The 23,041-nt window shown below is 57.9% G+C and carries 28 protein-coding genes; 14 read left to right on the top strand and 14 right to left on the bottom strand.

Features of this window, described 5'->3' with window-relative positions:
* Positions 1 to 149 precede the first annotated feature (149 nt).
* The 8 genes from ACR0AP_RS10485 to yddG all read left to right on the top strand — a co-directional run bounded on the left by ACR0AP_RS10485 (position 150) and on the right by yddG (position 7,106).
* Positions 150 to 536, top strand: a complete 387-nt coding sequence (locus tag ACR0AP_RS10485) for a hypothetical protein (RefSeq protein ID WP_480506712.1) — start codon at positions 150 to 152, stop codon at positions 534 to 536.
* The gene (locus ACR0AP_RS10480; RefSeq protein ID WP_480483110.1) at positions 533 to 1,504 is read left to right on the top strand and encodes a sterol desaturase family protein; all 972 of its coding nucleotides are present in this window, start codon (positions 533 to 535) and stop codon (positions 1,502 to 1,504) included. Before ACR0AP_RS10485 ends, ACR0AP_RS10480 begins: the two co-directional genes overlap by 4 nt.
* A gap of 91 nt (positions 1,505 to 1,595) precedes the next feature.
* Positions 1,596 to 1,784: a hypothetical protein gene (locus tag ACR0AP_RS10475; RefSeq protein ID WP_480506710.1), complete on the top strand. Its 189-nt coding sequence runs from the start codon at positions 1,596 to 1,598 to the stop codon at positions 1,782 to 1,784.
* A gap of 103 nt (positions 1,785 to 1,887) precedes the next feature.
* Complete coding sequence (locus ACR0AP_RS10470) at positions 1,888 to 2,721, top strand: EAL domain-containing protein (protein ID WP_480506708.1); 834 nt, start codon at positions 1,888 to 1,890, stop codon at positions 2,719 to 2,721.
* Positions 2,722 to 2,911: 190 nt separating this feature from the next.
* Positions 2,912 to 4,087, top strand: coding sequence for an acetyl-CoA C-acetyltransferase (locus ACR0AP_RS10465; RefSeq protein ID WP_480506706.1), 1,176 nt, complete (start codon positions 2,912 to 2,914; stop codon positions 4,085 to 4,087).
* Positions 4,088 to 4,274: 187 nt separating this feature from the next.
* Positions 4,275 to 4,997, top strand: coding sequence for an acetoacetyl-CoA reductase (phbB, locus tag ACR0AP_RS10460; protein WP_209506587.1), 723 nt, complete (start codon positions 4,275 to 4,277; stop codon positions 4,995 to 4,997).
* Positions 4,998 to 5,295: 298 nt separating this feature from the next.
* A complete protein-coding gene (locus ACR0AP_RS10455) occupies positions 5,296 to 6,243 on the top strand; it encodes a transcriptional regulator GcvA (RefSeq protein ID WP_480506704.1) in 948 nt (315 codons plus the stop codon).
* The gene (gene yddG, locus ACR0AP_RS10450; protein ID WP_209598665.1) at positions 6,240 to 7,106 is read left to right on the top strand and encodes an aromatic amino acid exporter YddG; all 867 of its coding nucleotides are present in this window, start codon (positions 6,240 to 6,242) and stop codon (positions 7,104 to 7,106) included. Before ACR0AP_RS10455 ends, yddG begins: the two co-directional genes overlap by 4 nt.
* On the opposite strand, the gene ACR0AP_RS10445 is transcribed toward yddG, so the two are convergent.
* The 3 genes from ACR0AP_RS10445 to ACR0AP_RS10435 form a co-directional block, all read right to left on the bottom strand.
* Positions 7,103 to 7,267 carry a YdcH family protein gene (locus ACR0AP_RS10445; protein WP_083445267.1) on the bottom strand — a complete coding sequence of 55 codons (165 nt, stop codon included), beginning with the start codon at positions 7,265 to 7,267 and terminating at the stop codon, positions 7,103 to 7,105. The genes yddG and ACR0AP_RS10445 overlap by 4 nt on opposite strands.
* A 131-nt stretch (positions 7,268 to 7,398) precedes the next feature.
* Positions 7,399 to 8,163, bottom strand: a complete 765-nt coding sequence (locus tag ACR0AP_RS10440) for a tRNA1(Val) (adenine(37)-N6)-methyltransferase (protein ID WP_480506702.1) — start codon at positions 8,161 to 8,163, stop codon at positions 7,399 to 7,401.
* On the bottom strand, positions 8,160 to 8,375 hold the full coding sequence (locus tag ACR0AP_RS10435; RefSeq protein ID WP_050604033.1) for a putative signal transducing protein: 216 nt from the start codon (positions 8,373 to 8,375) through the stop codon (positions 8,160 to 8,162). The genes ACR0AP_RS10440 and ACR0AP_RS10435 overlap by 4 nt, the downstream gene beginning before the upstream one ends.
* A gap of 56 nt (positions 8,376 to 8,431) precedes the next feature.
* Here ACR0AP_RS10435 and ACR0AP_RS10430 point away from each other — a divergent pair, with 56 nt between their 5' ends.
* Entirely contained in the window at positions 8,432 to 9,430 is a 999-nt protein-coding gene (locus ACR0AP_RS10430; protein WP_480506820.1) for a polyprenyl synthetase family protein, read from the top strand.
* On the opposite strand, the gene ACR0AP_RS10425 is transcribed toward ACR0AP_RS10430, so the two are convergent.
* From ACR0AP_RS10425 to soxR, 4 genes are all read right to left on the bottom strand, one after another.
* Entirely contained in the window at positions 9,423 to 10,244 is an 822-nt protein-coding gene (locus ACR0AP_RS10425) for a 4-(cytidine 5'-diphospho)-2-C-methyl-D-erythritol kinase (protein ID WP_480506701.1), read from the bottom strand. The genes ACR0AP_RS10430 and ACR0AP_RS10425 overlap by 8 nt on opposite strands.
* Positions 10,234 to 11,904: a tetratricopeptide repeat protein gene (locus ACR0AP_RS10420; protein WP_480506819.1), complete on the bottom strand. Its 1,671-nt coding sequence runs from the start codon at positions 11,902 to 11,904 to the stop codon at positions 10,234 to 10,236. The genes ACR0AP_RS10425 and ACR0AP_RS10420 overlap by 11 nt, the downstream gene beginning before the upstream one ends.
* 145 nt (positions 11,905 to 12,049) lie before the next feature.
* Positions 12,050 to 13,696 carry an electron transfer flavoprotein-ubiquinone oxidoreductase gene (locus ACR0AP_RS10415; RefSeq protein ID WP_480506700.1) on the bottom strand — a complete coding sequence of 549 codons (1,647 nt, stop codon included), beginning with the start codon at positions 13,694 to 13,696 and terminating at the stop codon, positions 12,050 to 12,052.
* 136 nt (positions 13,697 to 13,832) lie between these two features.
* A complete protein-coding gene (gene soxR, locus ACR0AP_RS10410) occupies positions 13,833 to 14,288 on the bottom strand; it encodes a redox-sensitive transcriptional activator SoxR (RefSeq protein WP_209598669.1) in 456 nt (151 codons plus the stop codon).
* 81 nt (positions 14,289 to 14,369) lie between these two features.
* Between soxR and ACR0AP_RS10405 the strand changes: the two genes are divergently transcribed.
* From ACR0AP_RS10405 to ACR0AP_RS10395, 3 genes are all read left to right on the top strand, one after another.
* On the top strand, positions 14,370 to 14,750 hold the full coding sequence (locus ACR0AP_RS10405; protein WP_209598670.1) for a VOC family protein: 381 nt from the start codon (positions 14,370 to 14,372) through the stop codon (positions 14,748 to 14,750).
* Positions 14,751 to 14,984: 234 nt separating this feature from the next.
* Complete coding sequence (gene greA / locus ACR0AP_RS10400) at positions 14,985 to 15,455, top strand: transcription elongation factor GreA (protein WP_209506599.1); 471 nt, start codon at positions 14,985 to 14,987, stop codon at positions 15,453 to 15,455.
* A gap of 14 nt (positions 15,456 to 15,469) precedes the next feature.
* Entirely contained in the window at positions 15,470 to 16,465 is a 996-nt protein-coding gene (locus tag ACR0AP_RS10395) for a hypothetical protein (protein WP_480506699.1), read from the top strand.
* On the opposite strand, the gene ACR0AP_RS10390 is transcribed toward ACR0AP_RS10395, so the two are convergent.
* The 5 genes from ACR0AP_RS10390 to ACR0AP_RS10370 are packed head-to-tail and all read right to left on the bottom strand — an operon-like array spanning position 16,462 to position 21,197.
* Positions 16,462 to 17,055: a GNAT family N-acetyltransferase gene (locus tag ACR0AP_RS10390; RefSeq protein ID WP_480506698.1), complete on the bottom strand. Its 594-nt coding sequence runs from the start codon at positions 17,053 to 17,055 to the stop codon at positions 16,462 to 16,464. The genes ACR0AP_RS10395 and ACR0AP_RS10390 overlap by 4 nt on opposite strands.
* Positions 17,052 to 19,121 (bottom strand): molybdopterin-binding protein, encoded by a 2,070-nt coding sequence (locus tag ACR0AP_RS10385; protein ID WP_480506697.1) that lies wholly within the window; start codon positions 19,119 to 19,121, stop codon positions 17,052 to 17,054. Before ACR0AP_RS10385 ends, ACR0AP_RS10390 begins: the two co-directional genes overlap by 4 nt.
* On the bottom strand, positions 19,118 to 19,609 hold the full coding sequence (gene mobB, locus ACR0AP_RS10380; protein ID WP_480506696.1) for a molybdopterin-guanine dinucleotide biosynthesis protein B: 492 nt from the start codon (positions 19,607 to 19,609) through the stop codon (positions 19,118 to 19,120). Before mobB ends, ACR0AP_RS10385 begins: the two co-directional genes overlap by 4 nt.
* Positions 19,606 to 20,262: a molybdenum cofactor guanylyltransferase MobA gene (gene mobA, locus ACR0AP_RS10375; RefSeq protein WP_209506605.1), complete on the bottom strand. Its 657-nt coding sequence runs from the start codon at positions 20,260 to 20,262 to the stop codon at positions 19,606 to 19,608. Before mobA ends, mobB begins: the two co-directional genes overlap by 4 nt.
* Positions 20,259 to 21,197, bottom strand: a complete 939-nt coding sequence (locus ACR0AP_RS10370) for a formate dehydrogenase accessory sulfurtransferase FdhD (RefSeq protein ID WP_480506695.1) — start codon at positions 21,195 to 21,197, stop codon at positions 20,259 to 20,261. Before ACR0AP_RS10370 ends, mobA begins: the two co-directional genes overlap by 4 nt.
* On the opposite strand from ACR0AP_RS10370, the gene ACR0AP_RS10365 reads away from it, so the two are divergent.
* Positions 21,196 to 21,906: an AzlC family ABC transporter permease gene (locus ACR0AP_RS10365; protein ID WP_209598672.1), complete on the top strand. Its 711-nt coding sequence runs from the start codon at positions 21,196 to 21,198 to the stop codon at positions 21,904 to 21,906. The two genes, ACR0AP_RS10370 and ACR0AP_RS10365, sit on opposite strands and share 2 nt — an antisense overlap.
* On the top strand, positions 21,903 to 22,235 hold the full coding sequence (locus tag ACR0AP_RS10360; RefSeq protein WP_267364537.1) for an AzlD domain-containing protein: 333 nt from the start codon (positions 21,903 to 21,905) through the stop codon (positions 22,233 to 22,235). Before ACR0AP_RS10365 ends, ACR0AP_RS10360 begins: the two co-directional genes overlap by 4 nt.
* On the opposite strand, the gene ACR0AP_RS10355 is transcribed toward ACR0AP_RS10360, so the two are convergent.
* Entirely contained in the window at positions 22,224 to 22,856 is a 633-nt protein-coding gene (locus tag ACR0AP_RS10355) for a hypothetical protein (protein ID WP_480475007.1), read from the bottom strand. The two genes, ACR0AP_RS10360 and ACR0AP_RS10355, sit on opposite strands and share 12 nt — an antisense overlap.
* 17 nt (positions 22,857 to 22,873) lie before the next feature.
* On the bottom strand, positions 22,874 to 23,008 hold the full coding sequence (locus tag ACR0AP_RS10350; RefSeq protein ID WP_267364539.1) for an aa3-type cytochrome c oxidase subunit IV: 135 nt from the start codon (positions 23,006 to 23,008) through the stop codon (positions 22,874 to 22,876).
* Between the last annotated feature and the right edge of the window lie 33 nt (positions 23,009 to 23,041).

Genomic DNA, 23,041 nt, shown 5'->3' with positions numbered 1-23,041 from the left:
AGGGAGATCCGGTAACCTACACGATCTCCGACCAGTATTCCCGCTTGTCGAATGGGGCCGGTCAAAGCCTTGGTTTTGGAACACAACTGACGCGACGCCACCTTTGACAGTTTCCATCCTCCTTTGCACTCTGCGCTCAGGAGGATGGAATGCCGCTGGAAATTCTATTGGTGCTGGTCGTTGGGGGCATAGCCGGGATTACGCTGTTGCTGCATCTGACGGGCAAGTCGCGGTTGCACGTGCTGACGCCGGACACGGCGCCGCGCCAATGGATGCGGCATTTTCCCGATGACACGGTGATCGACGTGACAATCGCCCATGACGGCCACGCGGCGCTGGTGCGAACCCAGAACGGGGCCGGGCTGATCTGGTCCTTTGGGGCCGATACAGTAGCGCGGCATCTTCAGGATTTCGACTGGTTTGAGACTGCCAGTGGCATCGAAGTTCGGTTTCACGACTTCAGCACACCGCGCGCGACCCTTCACCTTGACCAGACAGAACGCCAGCACTGGCAACACTTGATGAGGCCCGCATGACAGACCAGGTAAGTTTTCCCGATGCGGTGCAATGGGCCGTCCCGTTTTTTATCGCTGCCATACTGGCGGAATTCCTGTGGATCGCAGTCAAGGGCAAAGGCGGGCGGTATGAAACGCGCGACGCTGTGACCTCGCTGATCATGGGGGCCGGGAACATCGCGTCGGGCTTTTTGCTGGGCTTTATTGCCTATGCGTTTTTCATGTGGCTGTGGCAGATCACTCCTTTGGACCTTGGCACGTCAATTCCCGTTATCATTCTGTGCTTTGTTCTGGATGACCTTCGCTATTACTGGGTACACCGTTTTGGGCATCGTATTCGCTGGGTCTGGGCCAGCCATGTCAACCACCACAGTTCACAGCACTACAATCTGACCACAGCTCTGCGGCAGACTTGGACCTATACCTTTACGTTCATGATGGTCGTTCGCGCGCCGCTGATCCTGCTGGGTTTCCATCCCGCCATGGTTCTGTTCGTCGGTGGATTGAACCTGATCTATCAGTTCTGGATTCACACCGAGGCCATCGGCAAAATGCCCCGATGGTTCGAAGCGGTCATGAATACCCCCAGCCATCATCGCGCGCATCACGGCAGGAACGCGCGGTACCTGGATTGTAATTACGCCGGAGTTTTCATCATCTGGGACAAGCTGTTTGGGACCTTTGTGCCTGAACTGGAAAACGACCGTGTCGACTACGGGCTGGTTCACAATATCGGCACCTTCAACCCGTTGCGCGTTGCGTTTCACGAATGGGTCGGCATTTGGCACGATACCACGCAGCCAGGCCTGACACTGCGGCAACGTCTGGCCTATTGTTTTGCACCTCCTGGGTACAGCCACGACGGCAGCCGCGACAACTCGGAACAGATAAAAGCCAAGCACTTGGCTCGCCACCCCGAGGACCGGGGAACGCCCGGTTTTGAGCAGGTCGACAAGATCCTGCCCAAAGGCCAGGCAGAACAGGCCTGACACAGCCAACAGGCCCCGCCCAGACTTGAACTCCGGTCTTTGCACGCCATATCGGTGAGTGAATGTGGCGCATAACTGAGCGAAGGGCGGCATGAAACGTTTGGCAACCATTTCGACCTTCGTCGGGTTGTTTGGCCTGTTGCTGGCCATGCTTGCTGCGCTTGGCAGCTTTGTTGGTGCACTGGTCGCATTGGGTTTTGCCCTGATGATTCTGGGTGCGACAGGAGCCCTTCTTGGAGCCGCGGCATCACTTGTCCGTGCCGAACATTCCGCGCGCTGAAACCACGATTAGCAACTTCTTCTGACGCTTTAACCGCAGATTCATCTGTTTGCCCCGAAACTGTGTCAAAACACCTGTTCCGGACACACGGGAATCTGCGCCTATGGGAAACAAAAAGCTCACCAATCTTCCCGAAGGGTTGGACACCCCTTTGAATGCAGCAGTGTCAACGCGGGATCGTTCGGTGGTGCAGATGGCAACCGATGCTGTGAAGCACAAGCAATGTCGGTTGGCCTTTCAGCCGGTTGTCCAGGCGCACCCGCCGCATGACATCGCGTTTTACGAAGGCTTCATTCGTGTATTGGATGAAACAGGGCGCGTTATCCCGGCGCGCGAGTTCATGCCACAGGTTGAAAACACTCCGATCGGACGTGATCTCGACTGCGTCGCGTTGGAACTTGGTCTGCGCACGTTAGTGAAGAACCCCCAGATCCGCCTGTCGATCAACATGTCCGCCCGCTCGATCGGTTATTCCAACTGGTCCGGAATACTGGACCGGTTTCTGAAACGGGACCCGCAGCTGGGCGAACGGCTGATCCTCGAAATCTCCGAAAGCTCTGCCATGCAGGTGCCTGAATTGGTGGTCGACTTCATGGACCGCCTTCAGGATCGTGGCATCGCCTTTGCGCTAGACGACTTTGGAGCCAGCAACTTCAGTTTCCGCCACTTTCGCGAATTTCTGTTCGACGCCGCCAAGATCGATGGACAGTTTATCAGGGGCATCAGCGACAGCCCCGACAACCAGGCTTTGGTGCGGGCCCTGATTGCCGTGGCGCGTGAGTTTGAAATCCTGGTCACTGCCGAATCGGTCGAAACTCACAAGGATGCAGCATTTTTGCGTTCGAGTGGCGTGGATTGCATGCAGGGCTTTTTGTTTGGTGCGCCCAGTGTTTCGCCCCCGTGGAAGCAGGAAAGAAGTTCAAAAACAGCAAGTTGACCCGTGGGTGATCGACATTTTTCCGCCATTTCCCAAGCTGAGGCAAGCTGCCCGTTGCTGCAAGTGCAGCATTACGCTATTGCAGAAGTACTTGAGCGGGGGATAACGGGGCGCTCTTGTTTCGAGAGGGAAACTCTCGGCCTGCGCCGTCAGACATTCCGCCAGACAATGACGGTAAAGGACTGATCATATGACCAACGTAGTAATCGCATCCGCCGCACGAACAGGTGTTGGCAGCTTTAGTGGTTCGTTTGCGAACACCCCCGCACATGATCTGGGCGCGGCCGTCCTGGAAGCAGTTGTTGAGCGCGCCGGGATTGAAAAAGGCGAAGTCAGCGAATCCATCTTGGGTCAGGTGCTGACAGCGGCTCAGGGCCAAAACCCGGCTCGGCAGGCGCATATCAACGCCGGTTTGCCGCAGGAAAGTGCCGCCTGGGGCATCAACCAGGTTTGCGGCTCGGGCCTGCGTGCGGTCGCATTGGGCGCTCAGCACATCCAACTCGGCGATGCCGACATCGTCGCCGCTGGTGGCCAAGAGAACATGACCCTGTCGCCCCACGCAGCTGCCCTGCGCGCCGGTCACAAGATGGGTGATATGAAATATATCGACACCATGATCCGCGATGGTCTGTGGGATGCCTTCAACGGCTATCACATGGGCCAAACGGCGGAAAATGTTGCCGAAAAATGGCAGATCAGCCGCGACATGCAGGATGAATTCGCTGTCGCCTCGCAGAACAAGGCTGAGGCGGCGCAAAAAGCTGGCAAGTTTGTCGACGAAATCGTGCCCTTCACCATCAAGACCCGCAAGGGTGACATCGTGATGGACAAGGACGAATACATCCGCCACGGCGCTACAATGGAAGCCATGGCAAAGCTGCGCCCCGCCTTTACCAAGGACGGATCGGTCACTGCTGCAAACGCTTCGGGCCTGAACGACGGCGCGGCCGCAACCCTGCTGATGTCAGCTCAAAACGCAGAGAAGCGCGGAATCGAACCTTTGGCGCGCATCGCGTCCTACGCAACTGCCGGGCTGGACCCGTCGATCATGGGCGTTGGCCCGATCTACGCTTCGCGCAAGGCATTGGAAAAAGCAGGTTGGTCCGTCGACGATCTGGACCTGGTTGAAGCCAACGAAGCCTTTGCCGCGCAGGCCTGCGCAGTGAACAAAGACATGGGCTGGGATCCGTCGATTGTGAACGTGAACGGCGGCGCAATTGCCATCGGCCACCCAATCGGCGCATCAGGTTGCCGCGTTCTGAACACGCTGCTGTTCGAAATGAAGCGCCGCGACGCAAAGAAAGGTCTGGCCACCTTGTGCATCGGCGGCGGCATGGGTGTCGCCCTGTGTGTGGAGCGCGACTAAGTGCGCCAATAACCAAATAGAAAAGGGCGTCCATGGGACGCCCTTTTTTGTTACACTGGGGTCGTACCCCTTAGATGCGACGATATTGCCATCCGAAATAAACACCTTAACGACGAAACAATATTGCGCACAAACATCTCTCAAAGTAACAGCATTACCAAGGCGACTAAAATTGGAGGAGTCCTAAATGGCACGTACAGCACTCGTTACCGGCGGTTCCCGCGGCATTGGCGCAGCAATTTCCAAGGCGCTCAAAGCCGAAGGATACAACGTTGCGGCCACCTATGCAGGGAATGACGAAGCCGCCGCGAAATTCACCGAAGAAACCGGCATCAAGACCTACAAGTGGAACGTCGCCGATTATGACGAATCCAAAGCGGGAATCGAAAAGGTTGAGGCCGAGGTTGGCCCCATCGACATCGTTGTCGCCAACGCAGGCATCACCCGTGATGCACCTTTCCACAAAATGACACCCGATCAGTGGAAAGACGTGATCGACACCAACCTGACCGGCGTGTTCAACACTGTGCACCCTGTCTGGCCCGGCATGCGCGAGCGCAAATTTGGCCGTGTCATCGTCATCAGCTCGATCAACGGCCAGAAAGGTCAGTTCGCTCAGGTGAACTATGCTGCGACCAAGGCGGGCGATCTGGGCATCGTGAAATCTCTGGCGCAGGAAGGCGCGCGAGCGGGCATCACGGCCAACGCGATCTGCCCCGGTTATATTGCAACCGAGATGGTGATGGCGGTGCCCGAAAAGGTACGCGAATCGATTATTGGCCAGATCCCCGCCGGTCGTCTGGGCGAACCAGAAGAGATTGCACGCTGTGTGACCTTCCTGGCCTCGGACGAATCTCAGTTCATCAACGGCTCGACCATCTCGGCCAACGGCGCCCAGTTTTTCGTCTGATCTGCAATCAGAATTGTGAAAACGGGCCGGTCCATCAGGGCCGGCCCATCCTTATCCCGTAAGATCGCGCGCGCTGCGATCAGCGGGAACCCGATACCCAATTCCACAACTGCCGGACCACCTTGCCACGCTCTTCATGCGCGCGCAGGATCGCCACTTGGGCGGCGGGATTTGTTGTCATCTCGATCATGGCAGCCGCCTTTCAATTCAGTTTTGCTTGACCTGATGTGAATATGAAGGTCACCTGGGATCATGACAAACGAAGTTTTCTGAACCTTCAGTTAAGAATTTCTTGACCATGAGTGATTATCTGCCCCCACTTACCGCGCTTCGGGCTTTTGATGCCGCGGCCCGGCACATGTCGTTCGCGAAAGCGGCGGAAGAACTGCACGTGACGCCAGCAGCCCTGTCCTTTCAGATCAAATCGCTTGAGGAGCATCTGGGTCGCCCTCTGTTCCGCCGTCTGAACCGTGCTGTGGAACTGACCGATGCGGGCCGCGCCCTGGCCCCCGGCGCGGCAGAGGGCTTTGCCACATTGCAAAGCGCGTGGCGCGCCGTACGCAGGCAGGAGGATGACACCGGATTGACCGTCACCGCAGGTCCGGCACTGACTGCAAAGTGGCTCGCACCTCGCCTTTACGAATTCGCCCGTGCACATCCGGAAATCGACCTGAAATTCTCGGCCACATTGCGCAACATGGATCTGGAGCGGGATGATGTGGATGTTGCCATCCGGTTTGGCAATTCCGCCGATGAGGGGCTGTATTCCGTACCTGTAAGAAAAGAGTGGCTGACCCCGGTCATGACTCCGGAGCTGGCGGAGCAATTCACCACGCCAGACAGCCTGCGCGACGCACCGTTGATCCACGACGATTCGATCAATTTTCTGACCCCGCCCTGCGACTGGCCCGCCTGGTTCCGCGCTGTATGTATCGATTTCATCCCCACTCATGGGGCGCATTTTTCCAACGCAGATCACGCGATTGACGCCGCTGTCGCCGGTGTTGGTGTCGCCCTTGGACGACGCGCCATGATCCTCAAGGACTTGACCGAGGGTCGGCTGGTTGCCCCCTTCAAGGTCGCGCTGGAAACGCAGGGCCGGTTCCGGTTCCTGTGCCTTCCGGGGGCCGAGAAACGCCCTCAGATCGCAGCATTTCGGGATTGGTTCCTGACCGAGATTGAAAAGACCGCGCATATTTCGGATGAGTTCGACATTATTCCGATCGAAGAGGTTTCCGGATCATGACCAAAACGCGCGCAACAGCCATCGGCTTTGGGGCCGTACTATTATGGGCTTTGCTGGCACTTTTGACCGTCGGCTCTGCACCCACACCACCTTTGCTGTTGAACACGATTTGCTTTTCGATTGGTGGGGCGCTTGGGTTGATCTGGACAGCAGCAACCGGTGGGTTTAGCGGGTTGAAACAAGTCCCCTGGACGACCTACCTGTTCGGTTCATTGGGTCTGTTCGGGTACCACGCATTGTATTTTTCGGCCCTGCGTATGGCCCCTGCGGCCGAGGCCGGACTTATTGCCTATCTCTGGCCCCTTCTTATCGTTCTGTTTTCCGGCCTGCTGCCGGGCGAACGGCTTCGCGCTGGTCATCTGGTTGGGGCATGCCTTGGCTTTGCTGGGGCTGCTTTGATCATCACCGGAGGCGGAAGCGCCGGTTTTCAGGCGCAACATCTACCCGGGTATGCATTGGCCTTGCTTTGCGCCCTGACATGGTCAGGCTATTCGGTTCTGTCGCGCAAATTGGGGGGTACACCGACCAGTTCGGTTGCGGTCTTTTGTCTGATGGCTGCGTTGGCTTCGGGTCTGCTGCATCTGGCTATAGAAGACGCCGTGCTGCCTAACACGACACTGGGGTGGGTTTCTGTACTGGCGCTTGGCCTCGGGCCCGTTGGACTGGCCTTTTATATCTGGGATATCGGGGTAAAGCAGGGCGATATTCAAATGCTCGGAACCTCATCTTACGCGGCCCCGTTATTGTCGACACTTGCTTTGGTGATGGCCGGGATCGCTGCCCCATCCTGGGGGCTGGCGATCGCGGCCTTTCTGATTACCGGCGGGGCCTTGATCGCGGCCCGTTCCAGTTTGAAATCTTAAGCAGACAGTCGCTCGATCTCTTCCTTCAGCTTGAGCTTCTGTTTCTTCAGCTGGGCTATGTGGAGATCATCGATGCCTGGCGAGCGTTGGGCTTGTTCTACTTCTAGACCGAGAGATTCGTGCTTTTTCTTCAGTTCTGTCAGATGTGCGCTCACGCTCATTGCGATCCTCCTTTTATACGTGTCTGAATGTCACGTAAGAAGTTGATCACATCGTTTCCACCCTGTCACGCTGCAGACGCACAGAATCTGAAACAAATCCGACAAAATCGGCTGGACATTGCCGGTCGTCGTCAAAACCCGGGCAGGGCAGCGGCCTTCCGGAGCACGGCCGAAACTGCATCCGTATAGCTTTCGCCGTCTTTTTCGTGACGTTCACCCGTGTGCACAATCAAAGGTGGGTGGAGGCGAAATGCCGCACGCCCTCCTTTGCGGGCGCGCAGAATGATCAGCTCAGCCTCTCGCCCTGTCCGTGGGCTTAGCGGCAACAACTCTACCGATCCCAGAAACCCCTGGCACGCTGCCAGCATGTCGGGCAGTCGATCGGCTTTCTGGATCATGTGCAGGTACCCTTTTGGCGCAAGGCGTTTGGCAGCCACTGCAATCCAGTCGGCCAACTGGGTGTCTTCGCTCAGGGCCACACTTCGTCCAGCATCCTTTGCAGGGCTATGCGCCCCCGCCCGATAATAGGGCGGATTCGCAATTACGTGATCGAACTGGCGCTGCCGAAACGCCTCAGGCAAAGCAGTCAGATCAGCTTGGACAACTTCCAGCTCTATCCGGTTGATTTCCGCATTTCTGCGGGCCAATTCCGCATAGGAAGGCTGTAGCTCGATACCTGTCAGGTGCAGACCGGGCACTCGGGAGGACAAGCAAAGAATGGCAGCCCCTGCGCCGCACCCCAGTTCCAACACGGACTGACCTGCGCTGGCCGGAACGGATGCGGCAAGCAATACCGGGTCGACCCCGGCACGATAACCCGACCGAGGTTGCAGCAATCGAACCCTGCCCCCCAAGAAATCATTGCAGCTGAGTTCGCTATCGGAAAACCGGGTCATCGGCCCAGCGGAATTTCATTGTCGCGCATCACACGTTCAGCACGGGTCAGGTCTTCGGCGCGAACCATCAGTCGGCGGGGAAAGATTCCGATCCCACCTTCGAGGATGCTCATATTTACGTCCATCTGAAAGCAGTCTATATCCTCGCCTTCAAGGAGAGCGGATGCAAAGGCCAGGATCGTCGGATCGGTACTGCGCAATAGTTCTTTCATGGGGATGGATGTAAGGGCAAGGCGGGGCGGAAGTCGAGCCTTGTATCAGGAGAATGATGACCGTCGGCATGATCTCAAAACCGCATGAGCGCCTCGCTGATATATTGGCGGGTGAAATGGAGGCTGTGAACACGTTGATCCGCACCCGGATGGCGTCGGACCATGCCCCACGTATCCCCGAAGTGACCCAGCATCTGGTCGAGGCGGGCGGAAAGCGCCTGCGCCCGATGCTGACATTGGCAGCGGCGCGGCTGTTTGGCTATTCGGGCGAGCACCATGTACGCCTTGCTGCCACGGTCGAGTTCATCCATACCGCTACCCTTCTGCACGACGACGTTGTGGATGAGAGCGCGCAGCGGCGCGGACGCCCGACCGCAAATCTACTTTGGGGCAATAAATCCAGTGTGCTGGTCGGTGATTACCTGTTTTCTCGCAGCTTCCAATTGATGGTCGAAACGGGTTCGCTGCGGGTTCTGGATATCTTGGCCAATGCCTCAGCAACCATCGCCGAGGGCGAGGTGCTGCAAATGACCGCAGCAACCGACCTGCGGACAGATGAAAGCGTTTACCTACAGGTCGTGCGCGGCAAGACAGCAGCTTTGTTTTCAGCTGCGACCGAGGTGGGCGGCGTGATCGCCGGTGCATCGGAAGAACAGATCAAGGCCCTGTTCGATTATGGTGACGCATTGGGGATCGCATTCCAGATTGCAGACGATCTGCTGGACTATCAAGGGGACAGCAAGACAACCGGCAAGAATGTGGGCGATGATTTCCGCGAACGAAAGCTGACCCTGCCTGTCATCAAGGCTGTTGCACAGGCCACGCCCGAAGAACGCGCATTCTGGGAGCGTACAATCGAAAAAGGCCGCCAACAGGACGGTGATCTGGATCATGCGCTGGGTTTGATGGACAAATACGCAACGCTGGAAAAAACCCGGCAGGACGCTTTGGGCTGGGCGAACAAGGCAAAGGCATCTTTGGATGTTCTGCCCGATCATGAAATTCGCAGCCTGCTGCGCGAACTGGCCGATTACGTGGTCTCGCGCCTTAGTTAAGCTGCGTCGCGCGGCACCACCAGTCAGGATGCGCCGCACCGATCTCATAGGCCGCAAAATGCGCGTCTTTCATCGTCGGATAGAGCGCAAAACAGGTTGATCCTGACCCTGACATGCGCACCACGAGCGCGCGATTGGTCATCGTCAACTCGTCCAACACCTGCTCGATCTCAGGTGCGACGTTCATGGCGGGCACTTGCAGATCGTTGCGTTGATTGCACAGCCACTGGGCGCACTCATCAGCACTTTCAAACTCAGGTGTGCTTTCAGGCATCGGTGGATTGTCTCGGGACGCCAGCGCGTTGAAAACGGTACCTGTCGGCACCGGCACATTCGGGTTGACCAAAAGCGCGGGCAGGTGCGGAAGGTTCACCGCCGCCAAACGATCGCCAATGCCTTGCATTCTGATCGCCCGGTTTTCGAGACAAACGGGCACATCTGCCCCCAGTGACAACGGCAGGTCAGGCCGGACGTCACATCCCTGACCTGCCAATGCCCAAAGCGTGGCGGCCGCATCCGATGACCCGCCCCCTATACCTGCCCCGTGGGGCAGAGACTTGATCAGCTCGACATGCCCGGTCCAGCCGACGCCTTCGGCCGCTTTCCAGACCAGGTTACGGCTGTCCGTGGGCACGCCTTCGGCAAACTCCCCAGTCACGTCGATAGTCAGCTCGGGACCGGGCGAGAATGTCAACTGATCGCCCAGATCTGCAAAAACCACTAACGAATCCAACAGGTGATAACCGTCCTTACGACGTCCGGTCACATGCAGGGTCAGGTTGATCTTGGCGGGCGCAAACGCCTTAATTTCCATTTGCGACTTTCAAAGGTTCCGCACCTTCTTCGGCCAGAACGGCACTTAGTCCGACCTCGATCTTGCGTCGAATGCGATCTGGGTCAGCCTCGCCGTCCGTGTCTTCGGGATCAACAAAGGACAGCGCCCGTTTCCATTGGAACTCGGCCTCGCGTGCACGCCCAACAGCCCAATAGACATCCCCCAGATGATCATTGACGACAGGATCAACGGGCATCAGCTCGACCGCGCGCTCCATATGCTCGACCGCTTCTCCGTAACGACCCAGACGGAACAGAACCCAACCCAGACTATCCACGATGTAGCCGCTATCCGGGCGGGCTTCGACCGCGCGTTGGATCATGTCCAGCGCTTCATCCAGCTTTTCTTTCCGTTCTACCAAAGAATAGCCCAAGTAGTTCAGCACCTGCGGCTGATCCGGATTCAACTCCAGCGCCCGGCGGAAATCGGTTTCAGCCTGATCCCACTGCTTCAGCCGCTCGTGGCTTATGCCGCGCGCGTAGTGCAGGAACCAATTCCCACCTGCCTGACTGTCCGTCAGAGCAATCGCAGTGTCATAAGAGGCAACCGCAGCTGCATAGTTTTCCTGACGACGCTGAAGATCTGCCAGAGAAACATGCACGCTGGGCAAATCAGGATTTTGCAACGCCAGATTTTGAAGAACTTCAATGGCTGCATCGGTTTTTCCGGATTTGTCCAGGATTTCGGCCCGCCCAAGTTCTGCGGCATGGTGGTCATTGCTGCTTGCCGGGACCATGCGATAGGCGGCAACGGCCAGATCATACTGTTGCAGCTTGTCCAGCAATTCCGCGCTCAGCAGAATGGCGTCCACGTGGTCAGGGCGCAGAAAGCTCGCCAGTCGTGCGTAAAGCAGGACGTAGTCAGCCGAAGCCTCGCTGTTCAATGCGGCACCAACGGTAAAGAAAATTTCCGCCATTCCATCCAGCGCAGAGCCCGCGTGGGTGAACGGAAGCGTCTCGCCCGCGGTCAATTGGCCGGTGTAGGCTTCAATGGTCGGATCGCTACCGGAAACAAACACATCGTCCAGAAACTGTATGGCGTCTTCGTTGCGATCCAGCTGTGACAGCACCTCTGTACGGGCCAGCGCGGCCCGGCGCGAGAACCGCGCAACCGCGCCGTTGTTATCCGCAAATATCACCTCGGCACCTTCGAAATCGCCGATAGAGGCCAGTGCCATGGCTTTGTGATACAGCGCAAACTCCCTGAGGCCTTCCTGCGTGGCCACGGCATCGAACTGCTCCATGGCCTTTGTCATTTCACCTTGCCCCAGGTGGGCCCATGCAATCATCAGCCCATCAACCAAAGGACCGATCCCCTGCGTTTCAGGGTCACGCGCCAAAAGTTCGTCAAACTTGCCGTCTGCAATCAAATTAGCCGAAATCGCCATACGCGCGGCCTGACTGGGAAGGTTGGCTTCCTCGATCTGCTTTGCAACAGGCAAAGCACGGGCAATTTCCCCCAGCGCAAGGCGGGCGACGACAACGCTTTCCAAGAGCAGCGCGTTTTCCGGATCAAACCTGAGAGCCTGGGCGTAGTATCTTTCCGCCGCAGAATAGTCGCTTTCGTAGATCGCCTGACGCCCGGCCAGATATGAACCGGCACCCGAATCCGAAAAGGCCGGAACTGCGACCGACGACATGAGCAGCACGGACAATGCCGCGCGACGAACCAGGGAAACCACCGAAATCCTGCCTTACTATCGTTGACTGACGGTTAAGCTAGGGCTTCGGTCGGCAAGAGGCAATGGCAGAGCCTTCACGACCCTGCCATTGCCGGTTTTTTGCTTACATGTTCGGATAGTTTGGTCCGTCGCCCCCCTGCGGCGTGGTCCAGGTGATATTCTGGCTTGGATCCTTGATGTCACAGGTTTTGCAGTGAACGCAGTTCTGGAAGTTGATGACGAATCGCGGACCGTTGTCATCCTCGACCATTTCGTACACACCTGCCGGGCAATAGCGCTGCGCCGGTTCGTCGAACTTGGGCAGGTTGACCTTGACCGGGATATCCGGGTCCGTCAGGCGCAGGTGGCAGGGCTGGCTTTCCTCGTGATTGGTTGCCGCAAAGGACACGTTGGTCAGACGGTCAAAGGACAGCGTGCCATCGGGCTTGGGATAATTGATCGGCTTGTGCTTGCTGGCTTCCTCGGTCGACTGTGCATCGTTCTTGCCATGTCCCAGCGTACCAAAGAGCGAAAAGCCCAATGTGTTGGTCCACATGTCCAGACCACCCAGCACCAGCGAAGGGATCATGCCCCACTTGGACCACATCGGCTTGACGTTGCGCACCTTCTTCAGGTCCTTGCCAATTGCGCCATTGCGGACATCGGCCTCGTAAGCGGTCAGCTCATCGCCTGAACGGTCAGCCTTGATCGCGTCATAAGCAGCCTCAGCCGCGGCCTTACCAGACAGCATCGCATTGTGGTTGCCCTTGATGCGCGGCACGTTGACCATGCCCGCGGAACAGCCCAGCAGCGCCACGCCCGGCGCCACCAGCTTGGGCATCGATTGAAGGCCGCCTTCGGTGATCGCACGGGCACCGTAAGCCACGCGCTTGCCGCCTTTCAGCAGCTCCGCCACCATCGGGTGATGCTTGAAGCGCTGGAATTCCATGTAGGGGTACAGGTGCGGGTTTTTGTAGTTCAGGTGAACCACAAAGCCGACATAGACCTGATTGTTTTCAAGATGATAGATGAACGACCCGCCGCCTGCGTTGCCGCCCAGAGGCCAGCCCATTGTGTGCGTGACCGTACCTTCCTTGTGCTTTGCCGGATCGATCTCCCAGATCTCTTTCATGCCGACGCCGTATTTCTGCGGCTCTTTGCCGGCAGACAAGTCGTATTTGGCGATGACTTCCTTGGACAGTGAGCCGCGCACACCTTCCGACAGGAAGACGTATTTGCCGTGCAATTCCATACCCGGCTCGGTGTTGGGGCCATAAGAGCCGTCCGCTTCCAGACCAAAGACACCGGCCACTACGCCTTTGACTTCACCGTTATCGCCGTAAACCAGTTCGGAACAGGCCATGCCGGGGAAGATTTCCACGCCCAGTTCCTCGGCCTGCTCGGCCATCCAGCGGCAAACATTGCCCATCGAAACGATGTAGTTGCCATGGTTGTTCATCAACGGCGGCATCGGGAAGTTGGGAATGCGGATCTTGCCTGCCTCGCCCAGCATGTAGAAATTGTCTTCATGCACCGGCACGTTCAGCGGAGCACCCTTTGCCTTCCAATCCGGGATCAATGCATCCAGTCCGCAGGGATCGAGAACTGCGCCAGACAGGATATGCGCACCTACTTCCGAGCCCTTTTCCAGAACGACGACGTTCAGGTCCGCATCCAGCTGTTTCAGACGAATGGCAGCCGACAGGCCTGCAGGACCTGCGCCTGCGATCACCACGTCATATTCCATTGCTTCGCGTTCAATCTCGGCCATCGCGGGCTCCCTAGCTTACTTTCCGAATTGGCGCTGTCACTGCAGGATCTGCGCAATTTTGTTTCACGGCTGATTACATGGTCAGAAAGACTTTGGTCAATCGAAACACGGCGTAACAAGGGCGCTATTCGACACATCAGTCCTCTGGTGCATCACCCATCAGGTATCTGGGACCGCTACCATGGGATTTTGCCCTGTCATCGGGGTTATAAAGCTTGCATTTCGGCAAACTGAGGCACCCACACCCGATGCAGCCGTCCAGATTGTCGCGCAATCGCATCAGGGTATCGATTCGCTGGTCCAGATGAGTGCGCAACCGCACGCTTATAGCTTTCCAATCCTGTGGTGTCGGTGTTCGCTTTCCCGGCAAGCCCGACAAGACCTCGCGAATTTCAGGCAAGGTCAGGCCGAACTGCTGTGCGATCATGACAAAGCTCAGCCGCCGGATATCTGCCCGCTGGTAACGTCGCTGCCCACCCGCATTACGCCAGGGCGCGATCAAACCCTGTGCTTCGTAATACCGGATCGCTGAAACAGCCAACCCCGTACGTCGGGCCAATGCCCCGATTGCCAACCCTTCTGAAACAGCCATGTCGCCCTCGAAGAAATACCTTGACCTAAAGTTAGGTTTAGAAATTACGGTGAGTCGAAACAAGCCAAAAAAGGAGATCCCATGATGGCAACGCTTGAACATACCAATTTCACTGTCAGCGACCCACAGGCCTCGGCCGCCTGGATGCAGCAGGTCTTTGGCTGGAAAACACGCTGGGAAGGACCCGCAATATCAGGCGGATACACGGTGCATGTCGGATCGGCCCACACCTATCTTGCGCTTTACAAACCCGATGCGCCGAAACCATTGGTCGAAAGCAGCTACGATATCGTCGGCGGGCTGAACCATGTTGGTGTTCTGGTCGAAGATATCGACGCAACCGAGGCCAAGGTGCGCAAGGCGGGGTTCGAACCCCATAATCATGCCGATTACGAACCGGGGCGTCGGTTCTATTTCAGGGATGACAACGGCATCGAGTTTGAAGTGGTACAATATGATTGAGATGCTGTGGCTCTGCACGTCTTCGAGGCGATGGTGCAAGGGCGGGCAACCGGACCATCGCCATAGGCCACACCCGAAACAATCCCGGCGGCGCAATGTTGCAAATTGATCGCGGCAGCTGCTGACACCCCTTGCAATTCACGTGGTATTTGGGTCAGGTAATCGTCAACCTAGGACTCGCCCCGCCGCTTCTGTGCGGCGGGGCGAGTCAGTTTATGCGTGGACGTAGAGAGTATGGAAAAGATCCCGATGACGCCTGCGGGCAATGCCGCACTCGCAGCTGAGTTGAAGAACCTCAAATCCGTCGAACGCCCTGCGATTATCGAAGCCATCGCATCGGCGCGTGAACTTGGCGACCTGAAAGAAAACGCGGAATACCATTCAGCCCGCGAAAAGCAGGGCTTTATCGAAGGTCGCATTAAAGAACTGGAAGGTATCCTGTCGCTGGCGGATGTAATTGATCCTGCAAAACTGTCCGGCGCGATCAAGTTTGGCGCAAAGGTTACTTTGGTCGACGAGGATACCGACGAAGAAAAGACGTGGCAGATCGTCGGCGAATATGAAGCCAATATCGAAGCTGGCCTTTTGAACATCAAATCCCCCATCGCCCGTGCCCTGATTGGCAAGGACGAAGGAGACAGTGTCGAGGTGCGCACCCCTGGCGGCGTGCGCTCTTATGAAATTCTGAGCATCAAGTACGCCTGACCGGAGCGCATGTAATGTCGGGGCACAAACCTGACCCGGAAACTGAAAGACCGACTTCGCTGGGCATCTATGACCGCCCAAAGACACTGTCTGTCACCGAGATTGAGATTGCCGCGCTGGTGCTCAGCCTGATTTGGCTGGTGGTGTCGGTTGTTTTTCTGGTGTTGCCGGATAAGGGGCAAAGCGGCGGTTTTGTTGTCACCTTTCTGGCCGTTTTCATGCCTGTGGCGATGATCTGGGTCGCAGCCACTGCCATGCGGGCCAGCCGCGTGATGCGCGAGGAAAGCGCGCGGCTGCAAACTGCGATTGATGCGATCCGTCAGGCTTATGTGGCGCAGCAGCAGCGCGCATCCAGCACCTACGAACCGGCGGTGGCCAAGAAACTGGATGAGATCGCAGCCGCGACGCGAAAAACCGAAAGCACGCTGGCAACATTTTCGACCAAGCGCACAACGCCCCCTTACGCCCCTGCAAAACCACTCGTTGCGGGTGCTCAAACCTCGCTTGAACTGGGCACATCTGCGGAAGAAATTGCGCCACCGCTGAGCATCGATATCTTTATCCGCGCCTTGAACTTCCCGGAAACTCAGAATGACACCGAAGGGTTCAACGCCCTGCGCGTGGCGCTGAAAGACCGCAAGACGGCGCAGATCGTGCAAGCCTCGCAGGATGTTCTTACACTGCTCAGCCAGGAAGGCATCTACATGGACGACCTGCGTCCTGACATGGCCCGGCCCGAAATCTGGCGTCAGTTCGCGCAGGGCGCGCGGGGTCGCGCTGTCGCCTCGCTGGGGGGTGTACGCGACCGGTCCTCGCTGGCGCTGACAGCTGCGCGGATGAAACAGGATCCCATTTTTCGCGACGCCGCCCACCATTTTCTTCGCCGCTTCGACAAGATGATGGCCGAGTTCGAGCCCACCGCAAGCGATGCAGAACTGAGCGCGTTGGGTGAGACCCGCACCGCGCGGGCGTTCATGTTGCTGGGGCGCGTGGCCGGGACGTTTGATTAATCAGGCAAAACGATCCAAGACATCTTGGTCGCGCTGCTGAAACCAAACACGTAACTTAAAGGCCCGGTTTTTTCTTCCCCCACAGGCCAAAATCCTTCGCGCTCATATAAAGCGCGGGCGCGGGGGTTTGTGTCGATAACGTCAAGCTGAACCACTGACATGTTTTGTTTCCGCGCTTCACACTTAACGGCATCCAGCAAGGCAGTACCAACCCCTTTGCCACGCGAGCCCGCGGCCACAAATATGCCATCCATCTGAAACACGCCGGGTTTCAGTTCGCGCTCCAAAATACTGAGGATGAGGGCGCGCCAAATGGCCCCAAGCCAGCCATAGACCTTTGCTAGGTCTGACATTCCGCCTCCGGCCAATGCACCATCGCGTGTCTTGAAACCTGCAAGCCCCAAAATCCGGTCTTCCTTGTCCCGTGCAACAAGCGCGAAATCCGGGTTCAACGAAGTTTCGAAGAAAGCCAGCCCCTTTTCATCCGGACCCATGACTTTGTTCAGTTTCGCCGAAAATGCCTGCCAGAACAGGGTCGCCACCAGTGGGCGTTCCGCATCAGAAAAACCGCGTGAGACCGTGATTTTCACAACCCAAAACTGCCATACGGGATAAACCGAACCATATCCCCGGGTTGGATATGCCGGGCACCATCTTCTATTTCGACCAGCCCTTCGGCCCAGCTGAGCCCGCTGATCCGGCCTGATCCTTCTGACTTGAAGACTACAACCCGGCCTTCCCGTATGCGCGCGCGCAGGTATTCGCGGCGGCCCGGTTTCTTGCGCTTTTCAAAGGCAGCGGGCACTTCGAACCCTTGCGGCTTGATCCAGCCTTCGCCAGACATCAGGCCCAGCGCCGGTCGCGCAAAGATCAAGGTGCAGACCAAGGCGGCAACGGGATTGCCGGGCAGTCCAAAGACCGGAGTTCCGGACCACAACCCCAAAGCCAGAGGGCGACCGGGTTTCAAGGCGATCCGCCAATGTTGCATCGCCCCCGCCTGGCGCAGCAAGGCAGATACGTGGTCTTCGTCACCAGCAGATGCGCCACCACTCGTCAGTATCACATCTGCCTGTTCCGCAGCCTGGTCCAGCCGTTCCCGCAGGGCATCCCGATCATCTGACACACGCCCCATATCCACAGGTACAAACCCCAATCTCTCGACCAGAGACAACAGCATCGGGCGGTTGGCGTCGAATATCTGACCCGGTCCGGCGCACTCTCCGGCGTCGATCAGTTCATCGCCGGTCGATACCACGGCGACACGCAGCGGTTTGCGCACCTTCACCTCGGCAATGCCCAAAGCGGTGAGCAGCGCAAGGTCAGCCGGTGTCAATCGGCGCCCTGTAGGCAGGGCCAGATCGCCTGCGGCCACATCCTCGCCCGCTTGCCTGGTATTTGCCCCCTTTTTCAGCGGGCCGTGGAATGCGATATGCCCGTCTTTAACTGTGACATCCTCTTCCAGAATAACCGTATCCACCCCGTCAGGCAGCGCGGCACCCGTCAGAACGCGCACTGCCTGACCCTCGGGAACATCACCGTCGAACGGGATACCGGCTGCTGCACGCCCATCGACCAGCGGCAGGACCTGTGGCCCATCTGAAACCGGACCAGCGAACCCGAACCCATCCACGGCTGTATTCGGCTGCGGCGGGTTGGAACGTTGGGCTGTCACATCTTCTGCCAGAATGCGCCCACTCGCCTTATTCAGCGCGACCACCTCGACCGAGGTAATCGGATGCAACCTGTCGCGCAAATAGGCCAAGGCGTCATCAACCGGCGTCCACTCCACACCCGCTGGCAGCGCAAAACAGTCGTTGCGCAACGGTGGCGGGGCTATGTTCGGCTTGTTCTGTGTAACACCCAAAATCCAGCCTTCCTCTGCCGCTGAAACATCTAATTGCGCATTCAACTCCTGCTCTGTCAAACGCGACAGAGTCAAGGCGACCTGTTCGACCTGCCAGGCATCCTTGATCCGCCCGTCCGGTGGCGCACCCAAGGTGAGCGACGGCCAGATTTCCACAAAGGCAACGGGTCTATCCAACGGCTCGAACGGCCAGACCGCGACTTGTCCGGCAAAGCGATGGCGGAGCCTGCTTAGAACTGGAAGCCCCATCATCACCTGCCCACCGACCGCGCCTGCACCCGCCATCTGCCAGCAGGTGAAACTGCCTTTTGCCAAGGCTTCAACCGCACGACGGTCGGAAAACGGATTGGAATAGCCCGTTTTGGTTCTCGGCAAACCATCAATGTCACGCCCGAGGCCATTCATCCAAAATGGGCCTCTTCCTCCGAATTGTCGATTGATCCGGCCTGCCAAGTCGAAACGATTGTTCGTTTTCGGACCGTCTTCGACATGCTGTTCGAACCAGTCCCACAAGGTCAAGGGGTCATCCGTACCGGTCATCGCGCGGGCAAAACCCTTCGGGTATCCAAAAGGGAAATCAAACCCCAGAAACAGGCGACGACCTGCCTTCAGTTCGGTGCGGATCAGGGCATCCAGCCACGCTTCGGCAAGCGCCCGGTTGCGCAGGTATTCGGGTTCCTGTGCCTGCCCTTCACGCACAATACAGACCCAGATCGCGTCTTTGCGCGGCGTTGGTCCTGTGTCATTTCCACCAGACCAGTCCACCATGGCAAAGGTCTGGAACAGGGTCACAAACCGACCTCATCCAATATGAAGTCCGCGATCCTGACTGTGTCGTTCAGGTCGAAAACCGGGCGATCCAGTTCCAGCGCCGTGTCGCTGGCAACGGCTCGAACGGTATCGTTTTCAATCGCGATCAGAGGGTTTCCTGCCTCGGCGCGAAACGCCTCGACCTTTGGGTGGCCTTCCCGTTTGAAGCCTTCAACCAGCACCAGATCAACCGGAGAAAGCCGCGCCAGCAGTTCGCCCAATGGCGGCTCGGGCGCGCCGCGCAGCTCTTGCATCAAGGCGACGCGCCGCCCCGACGCAAGCAACACCTCGCTGGCGCCAGCAACGCGGTGACGATGACTATCCGTGCCCGGTTGGTCTACATCGACGCCGTGATGCGCGTGTTTGACGGTTGAGACGGTAAAGCCCCGCCCCGTGATTTCGGCCACCAGCCGTTCCATCAGCCCGGTTTTGCCCGCGTTTTTCCAGCCGGTGACGCCGTAGACCCTCATACCTGCTCCAACAATGTCCGGGCGCGGTCCAGATCGTCAGGCGTATTAACATTGAAGAACGGATCAAACGGGTCAGCCTGAAACAAAGCCTCGCGTCCGTCATGTTTATCAGTCCACAGCACGACCTTGCGCAACCCGTCCGTCAGAGCCGCCCGCAGATCATCGCGCAACGCCACAGGCCAGAGCCCAAAGGTCGGGTGCCGGTTGACCCGCCTGCCCCCTCCGGATTTCAGCGCCTCGTCGCCCGTTCGCGGAGTAGTGGCCAAGACCAGAGGATGCACCTGCCCCGCTGCCGCCTCTTGCAGGCGCGCCACCAGATCACGCGGGAAGAACGGTGTATCTGCGGCAGCCGTTACGATGCTGTCGGCCCCCTGATCTGCCGCCCAATCGAGCCCCGCCAGAACACCGGCCAAAGGGCCAGCGAAGCCTTCGATCGAGTCAGGCAGAACGGGTAGCGTCAGATCGCTGAAACGCTCGGGATCGCCATTTGCGTTCAGGGCCAAACCATCGACTTGCGGAGACAGCCGGTCAACGACATGGGACAGCAGGCTCTGCCCACCAATCTGCAATAGACCTTTGTCACCGCCGCCCATCCGGGTGGCCTGCCCGCCTGCGAGGATGACGCCGAGGGGTTTCCTGTTTTCATCACTCATTGGCTACTCTTCCGCCTGTGTTTCCTGTCTTCGGCCACAACCGTCGACGGATCCACATCACGAACCAACCGTTCCTCACCGGAAAGACAAACAAAGCGCTGTCCGCGCATCCGGCCGATCAGCGTAAGGCCGACCTCACGCGCGATCTCAACACCCCAGGCGGTGAATCCGGAACGGGACGCCAACACGGGAATGCCCATCATCGCCGTTTTGATCACCATCTCCGATGTCAGGCGACCGGTGGTATAAAGGATTTTGTCCTCTGCCGTCGCCCCCTCGGACAGCATCCAGCCTGCGATCTTGTCGACAGCGTTATGGCGACCCACGTCTTCCATATAAACCAGCGGGCGGTTTTCCCGGCACAAGACAGTCCCATGAATTGCCCCGGCTTCAAGATACAGCGACGGGGTGCGGTTGATCTTGGCCGCCAGTTCGTAAAGCCACGAGGTCCGCACCTGCACTTGCGGCAGCTGAACGCCCTCAAGGCCCTCCATCATGTCCCCGAATACTGTGCCCACAGCGCAACCACTGGTGCGCGTCTTTTTCTTCAGCTTGTCCTCGTACGAAGTCGCGCGTGCGGTGCGGACAACTACGGTTTCAAGATCATCATCGTAATCGACACGGGTAATCTCATCACCAGCCAGCAGCATGCCCTGATTTCGCAGAAAACCCAGCGCCAGATATTCGGGATAGTCGCCAATGGTCATCGCCGTCACAATTTCCTGCGCGTTGAGGAAGATCGTCAGTGGGCGCTCTTCAACCACTGAAATCTGACTGACCTCGCCATTCTGGTCCACCCCCTCGACCGCACGGGTCAGGCGGGCCGCGCCCGGATCAGGAGCGATTATATAGTCTGACACGTCGGATTCGGTGACCAATTGCAACCCCTTCACAAGACCGATACTGCTGCTGGCGTCACCATAGGATTTAGCCATGGCCTCTGCCACATCCAAGTCATACTTCTGGAAAGGTTTTCGCGACGGCACGCCGTTTGTCTTCGTGGCTGTGCCTTTTGGTCTGTTATTCGGTGTTTTCTCGACAGAAGCCGGGTTGAATATCGTACAGACCATCGCCTTTTCCATCACCGTCTTTGCAGGCGCGGCGCAGTTCACAGCTCTGCAACTTCTGCAGGATGAAACGCCGACAATCATCGTTTTGATCTCGGCCCTGGCAGTGAACCTGCGGGTCGCGATGTATTCCGCGTCGCTGACGCCGTATCTGGGTGCCGCGCCCTTGTGGCAGAGAGCATGTGCGGCTTACCTGATCGTGGATCAGTCTTACGCCTGTTCAATCGCGCAGTTCGAAAAAGAGCCTGATCTGACGATCCCCCAGCGAATGGCCTATTTCCTGGGTTCGGTCACTCCGATCACACCGCTGTGGGTTTTGGGAACCTGTCTGGGTGCCGTGCTGGGTGCTCAAATACCGGAAAGCTGGGCGCTGGACTTTGCCCTGCCGATCACCTTTCTGGCGATGATTGGGCCAATGATGCGTACGCTGGCCCATGTCATCGCCGCCCTGGTCGCCATTGTTGTTGCCCTGCTGACCGTGAGTGTGCCGTTCAATCTGGGCCTGCTGATCGCGGGCGCAGCAGGGATGATGGCCGGTGCGCAGGCAGAATTGATGCTAAAGCGGAACGCGCCATGAACCAGATCGATCAGACAACAATATGGATCATCATCGCGGGTCTTGCGGTGGGCAGCTATGCTTTGCGCTTTACCTTCATCGGTCTCGTCGGTGATCGCCCGATGCCGCCCTGGTTGTTACGTCACCTTCGATATACTGCCGTGGCCATCCTGCCCGCACTGATCGCGCCGCTGGTGGTTTGGCCTGCGGCCACCGAAGGACAACCGGATATCCCCCGTATGTCGGCCGCAGCGGTTGCATTGTCTGTGGGCATTCTAACCAAGAACGTGCTGGCGGCCATTTTTACCGGGGCGGCAACACTTTACATATTGCTGTATTTAGTTGGATGAAGCCGCGTCCAGCTGGTTCAGGCGCGCATTGTTGAACGCCAGTCCCTTCTGCAGGTCCGCGTCGTCGTTTTCACGGTACTCCGCCGTTTGAACGCCTTGCAAGGCCCCAAACTGATCCGACAGTTTGACCGGATAGAATGTGGTCGTGATCTGTTCGAACCCCGGAACCTGCTGCAACAGCTGCGAGGTAGAGTTCGCACAGAATGCACCAGCCACCGGGCCCATCTGCTTGGCCAGTTGCAATGCAATTTCGGCCTGTTGCGGAGTGACCTCGATCGTCTGGATGCGCGCATAATGTGTTTCGCGGGCGTGGCTGCTGCGATACGCACGTTCGACATTCGGGGTAATACCGTACAGCACATCGTTCCTGATCGGTACAACATCCGCCCGGAACGATCCTGCCGGGTCGAAAATAACCCGCTCACTGCCGCTGATCATCAACGACGTATGCGCACCCGAACCGGTTCGGGTGCTGATCATCGTGTACAAGGTCAGGGTCGATGGCCCCGGATCGCGATAGGAGCGGGACGTAATTTCAGTCTGATCCGCTTGCGGGCGCTGTGATGCAGCGCAACCAGCCAGCGTTGCGGCCACGAGGCACGCAGTCAATATCCTGAGCAAAGCCGCCCCCGAATTGCTTACGAGGCGAAAACTGCCAGGAACAGGCACAACAAGGCGATCGCGACCACACACCAAGTGGTGGCTTTGATGAAACCGTTGAAAGTTTTGGTTTGAACGTCGATGTTCATTTCGCCGTGCTTGTATTCAGCCATGAGTCTCAGAATCCCAATTCGCGTGTTTGACCT

The sequence above is a fragment of the Ruegeria sp. AF7 genome (genome assembly GCF_056541885.1).
Note: the sequence above shows the minus strand (reverse complement) of the source record. Positions and strands in the feature narration are given on the sequence as shown.

Excerpts from the sequence above, each read along its gene's own strand:
- greA (WP_209506599.1), top strand. The coding sequence starts at position 14,985 with ATGGAAAAGATCCCGATGACGCCTGCGGGCAATGCCGCACTCGCAGCT.
- ACR0AP_RS10435 (WP_050604033.1), bottom strand. The coding sequence starts at position 8,375 with ATGAAAGAACTATTGCGCAGTACCGATCCGACGATCCTGGCCTTTGCA.
- ACR0AP_RS10395 (WP_480506699.1), top strand. The coding sequence starts at position 15,470 with ATGTCGGGGCACAAACCTGACCCGGAAACTGAAAGACCGACTTCGCTG.
- ACR0AP_RS10430 (WP_480506820.1), top strand. The coding sequence starts at position 8,432 with ATGACCGTCGGCATGATCTCAAAACCGCATGAGCGCCTCGCTGATATA.
- phbB (WP_209506587.1), top strand. The coding sequence starts at position 4,275 with ATGGCACGTACAGCACTCGTTACCGGCGGTTCCCGCGGCATTGGCGCA.
- ACR0AP_RS10485 (WP_480506712.1), top strand. The coding sequence starts at position 150 with ATGCCGCTGGAAATTCTATTGGTGCTGGTCGTTGGGGGCATAGCCGGG.
- ACR0AP_RS10455 (WP_480506704.1), top strand. The coding sequence starts at position 5,296 with ATGAGTGATTATCTGCCCCCACTTACCGCGCTTCGGGCTTTTGATGCC.
- ACR0AP_RS10465 (WP_480506706.1), top strand. The coding sequence starts at position 2,912 with ATGACCAACGTAGTAATCGCATCCGCCGCACGAACAGGTGTTGGCAGC.
- ACR0AP_RS10470 (WP_480506708.1), top strand. The coding sequence starts at position 1,888 with ATGGGAAACAAAAAGCTCACCAATCTTCCCGAAGGGTTGGACACCCCT.
- ACR0AP_RS10370 (WP_480506695.1), bottom strand. The coding sequence starts at position 21,197 with ATGGCTAAATCCTATGGTGACGCCAGCAGCAGTATCGGTCTTGTGAAG.
- ACR0AP_RS10445 (WP_083445267.1), bottom strand. The coding sequence starts at position 7,267 with ATGAGCGTGAGCGCACATCTGACAGAACTGAAGAAAAAGCACGAATCT.
- ACR0AP_RS10360 (WP_267364537.1), top strand. The coding sequence starts at position 21,903 with ATGAACCAGATCGATCAGACAACAATATGGATCATCATCGCGGGTCTT.
- ACR0AP_RS10405 (WP_209598670.1), top strand. The coding sequence starts at position 14,370 with ATGATGGCAACGCTTGAACATACCAATTTCACTGTCAGCGACCCACAG.
- mobB (WP_480506696.1), bottom strand. The coding sequence starts at position 19,609 with ATGAGGGTCTACGGCGTCACCGGCTGGAAAAACGCGGGCAAAACCGGG.
- ACR0AP_RS10350 (WP_267364539.1), bottom strand. The coding sequence starts at position 23,008 with ATGGCTGAATACAAGCACGGCGAAATGAACATCGACGTTCAAACCAAA.
- mobA (WP_209506605.1), bottom strand. The coding sequence starts at position 20,262 with ATGAGTGATGAAAACAGGAAACCCCTCGGCGTCATCCTCGCAGGCGGG.
- ACR0AP_RS10440 (WP_480506702.1), bottom strand. The coding sequence starts at position 8,163 with ATGACCCGGTTTTCCGATAGCGAACTCAGCTGCAATGATTTCTTGGGG.
- ACR0AP_RS10475 (WP_480506710.1), top strand. The coding sequence starts at position 1,596 with ATGAAACGTTTGGCAACCATTTCGACCTTCGTCGGGTTGTTTGGCCTG.
- ACR0AP_RS10415 (WP_480506700.1), bottom strand. The coding sequence starts at position 13,696 with ATGGCCGAGATTGAACGCGAAGCAATGGAATATGACGTGGTGATCGCA.
- ACR0AP_RS10425 (WP_480506701.1), bottom strand. The coding sequence starts at position 10,244 with ATGGAAATTAAGGCGTTTGCGCCCGCCAAGATCAACCTGACCCTGCAT.
- yddG (WP_209598665.1), top strand. The coding sequence starts at position 6,240 with ATGACCAAAACGCGCGCAACAGCCATCGGCTTTGGGGCCGTACTATTA.
- ACR0AP_RS10365 (WP_209598672.1), top strand. The coding sequence starts at position 21,196 with ATGGCCTCTGCCACATCCAAGTCATACTTCTGGAAAGGTTTTCGCGAC.
- ACR0AP_RS10480 (WP_480483110.1), top strand. The coding sequence starts at position 533 with ATGACAGACCAGGTAAGTTTTCCCGATGCGGTGCAATGGGCCGTCCCG.
- ACR0AP_RS10420 (WP_480506819.1), bottom strand. The coding sequence starts at position 11,904 with ATGTCGTCGGTCGCAGTTCCGGCCTTTTCGGATTCGGGTGCCGGTTCA.
- soxR (WP_209598669.1), bottom strand. The coding sequence starts at position 14,288 with ATGGCTGTTTCAGAAGGGTTGGCAATCGGGGCATTGGCCCGACGTACG.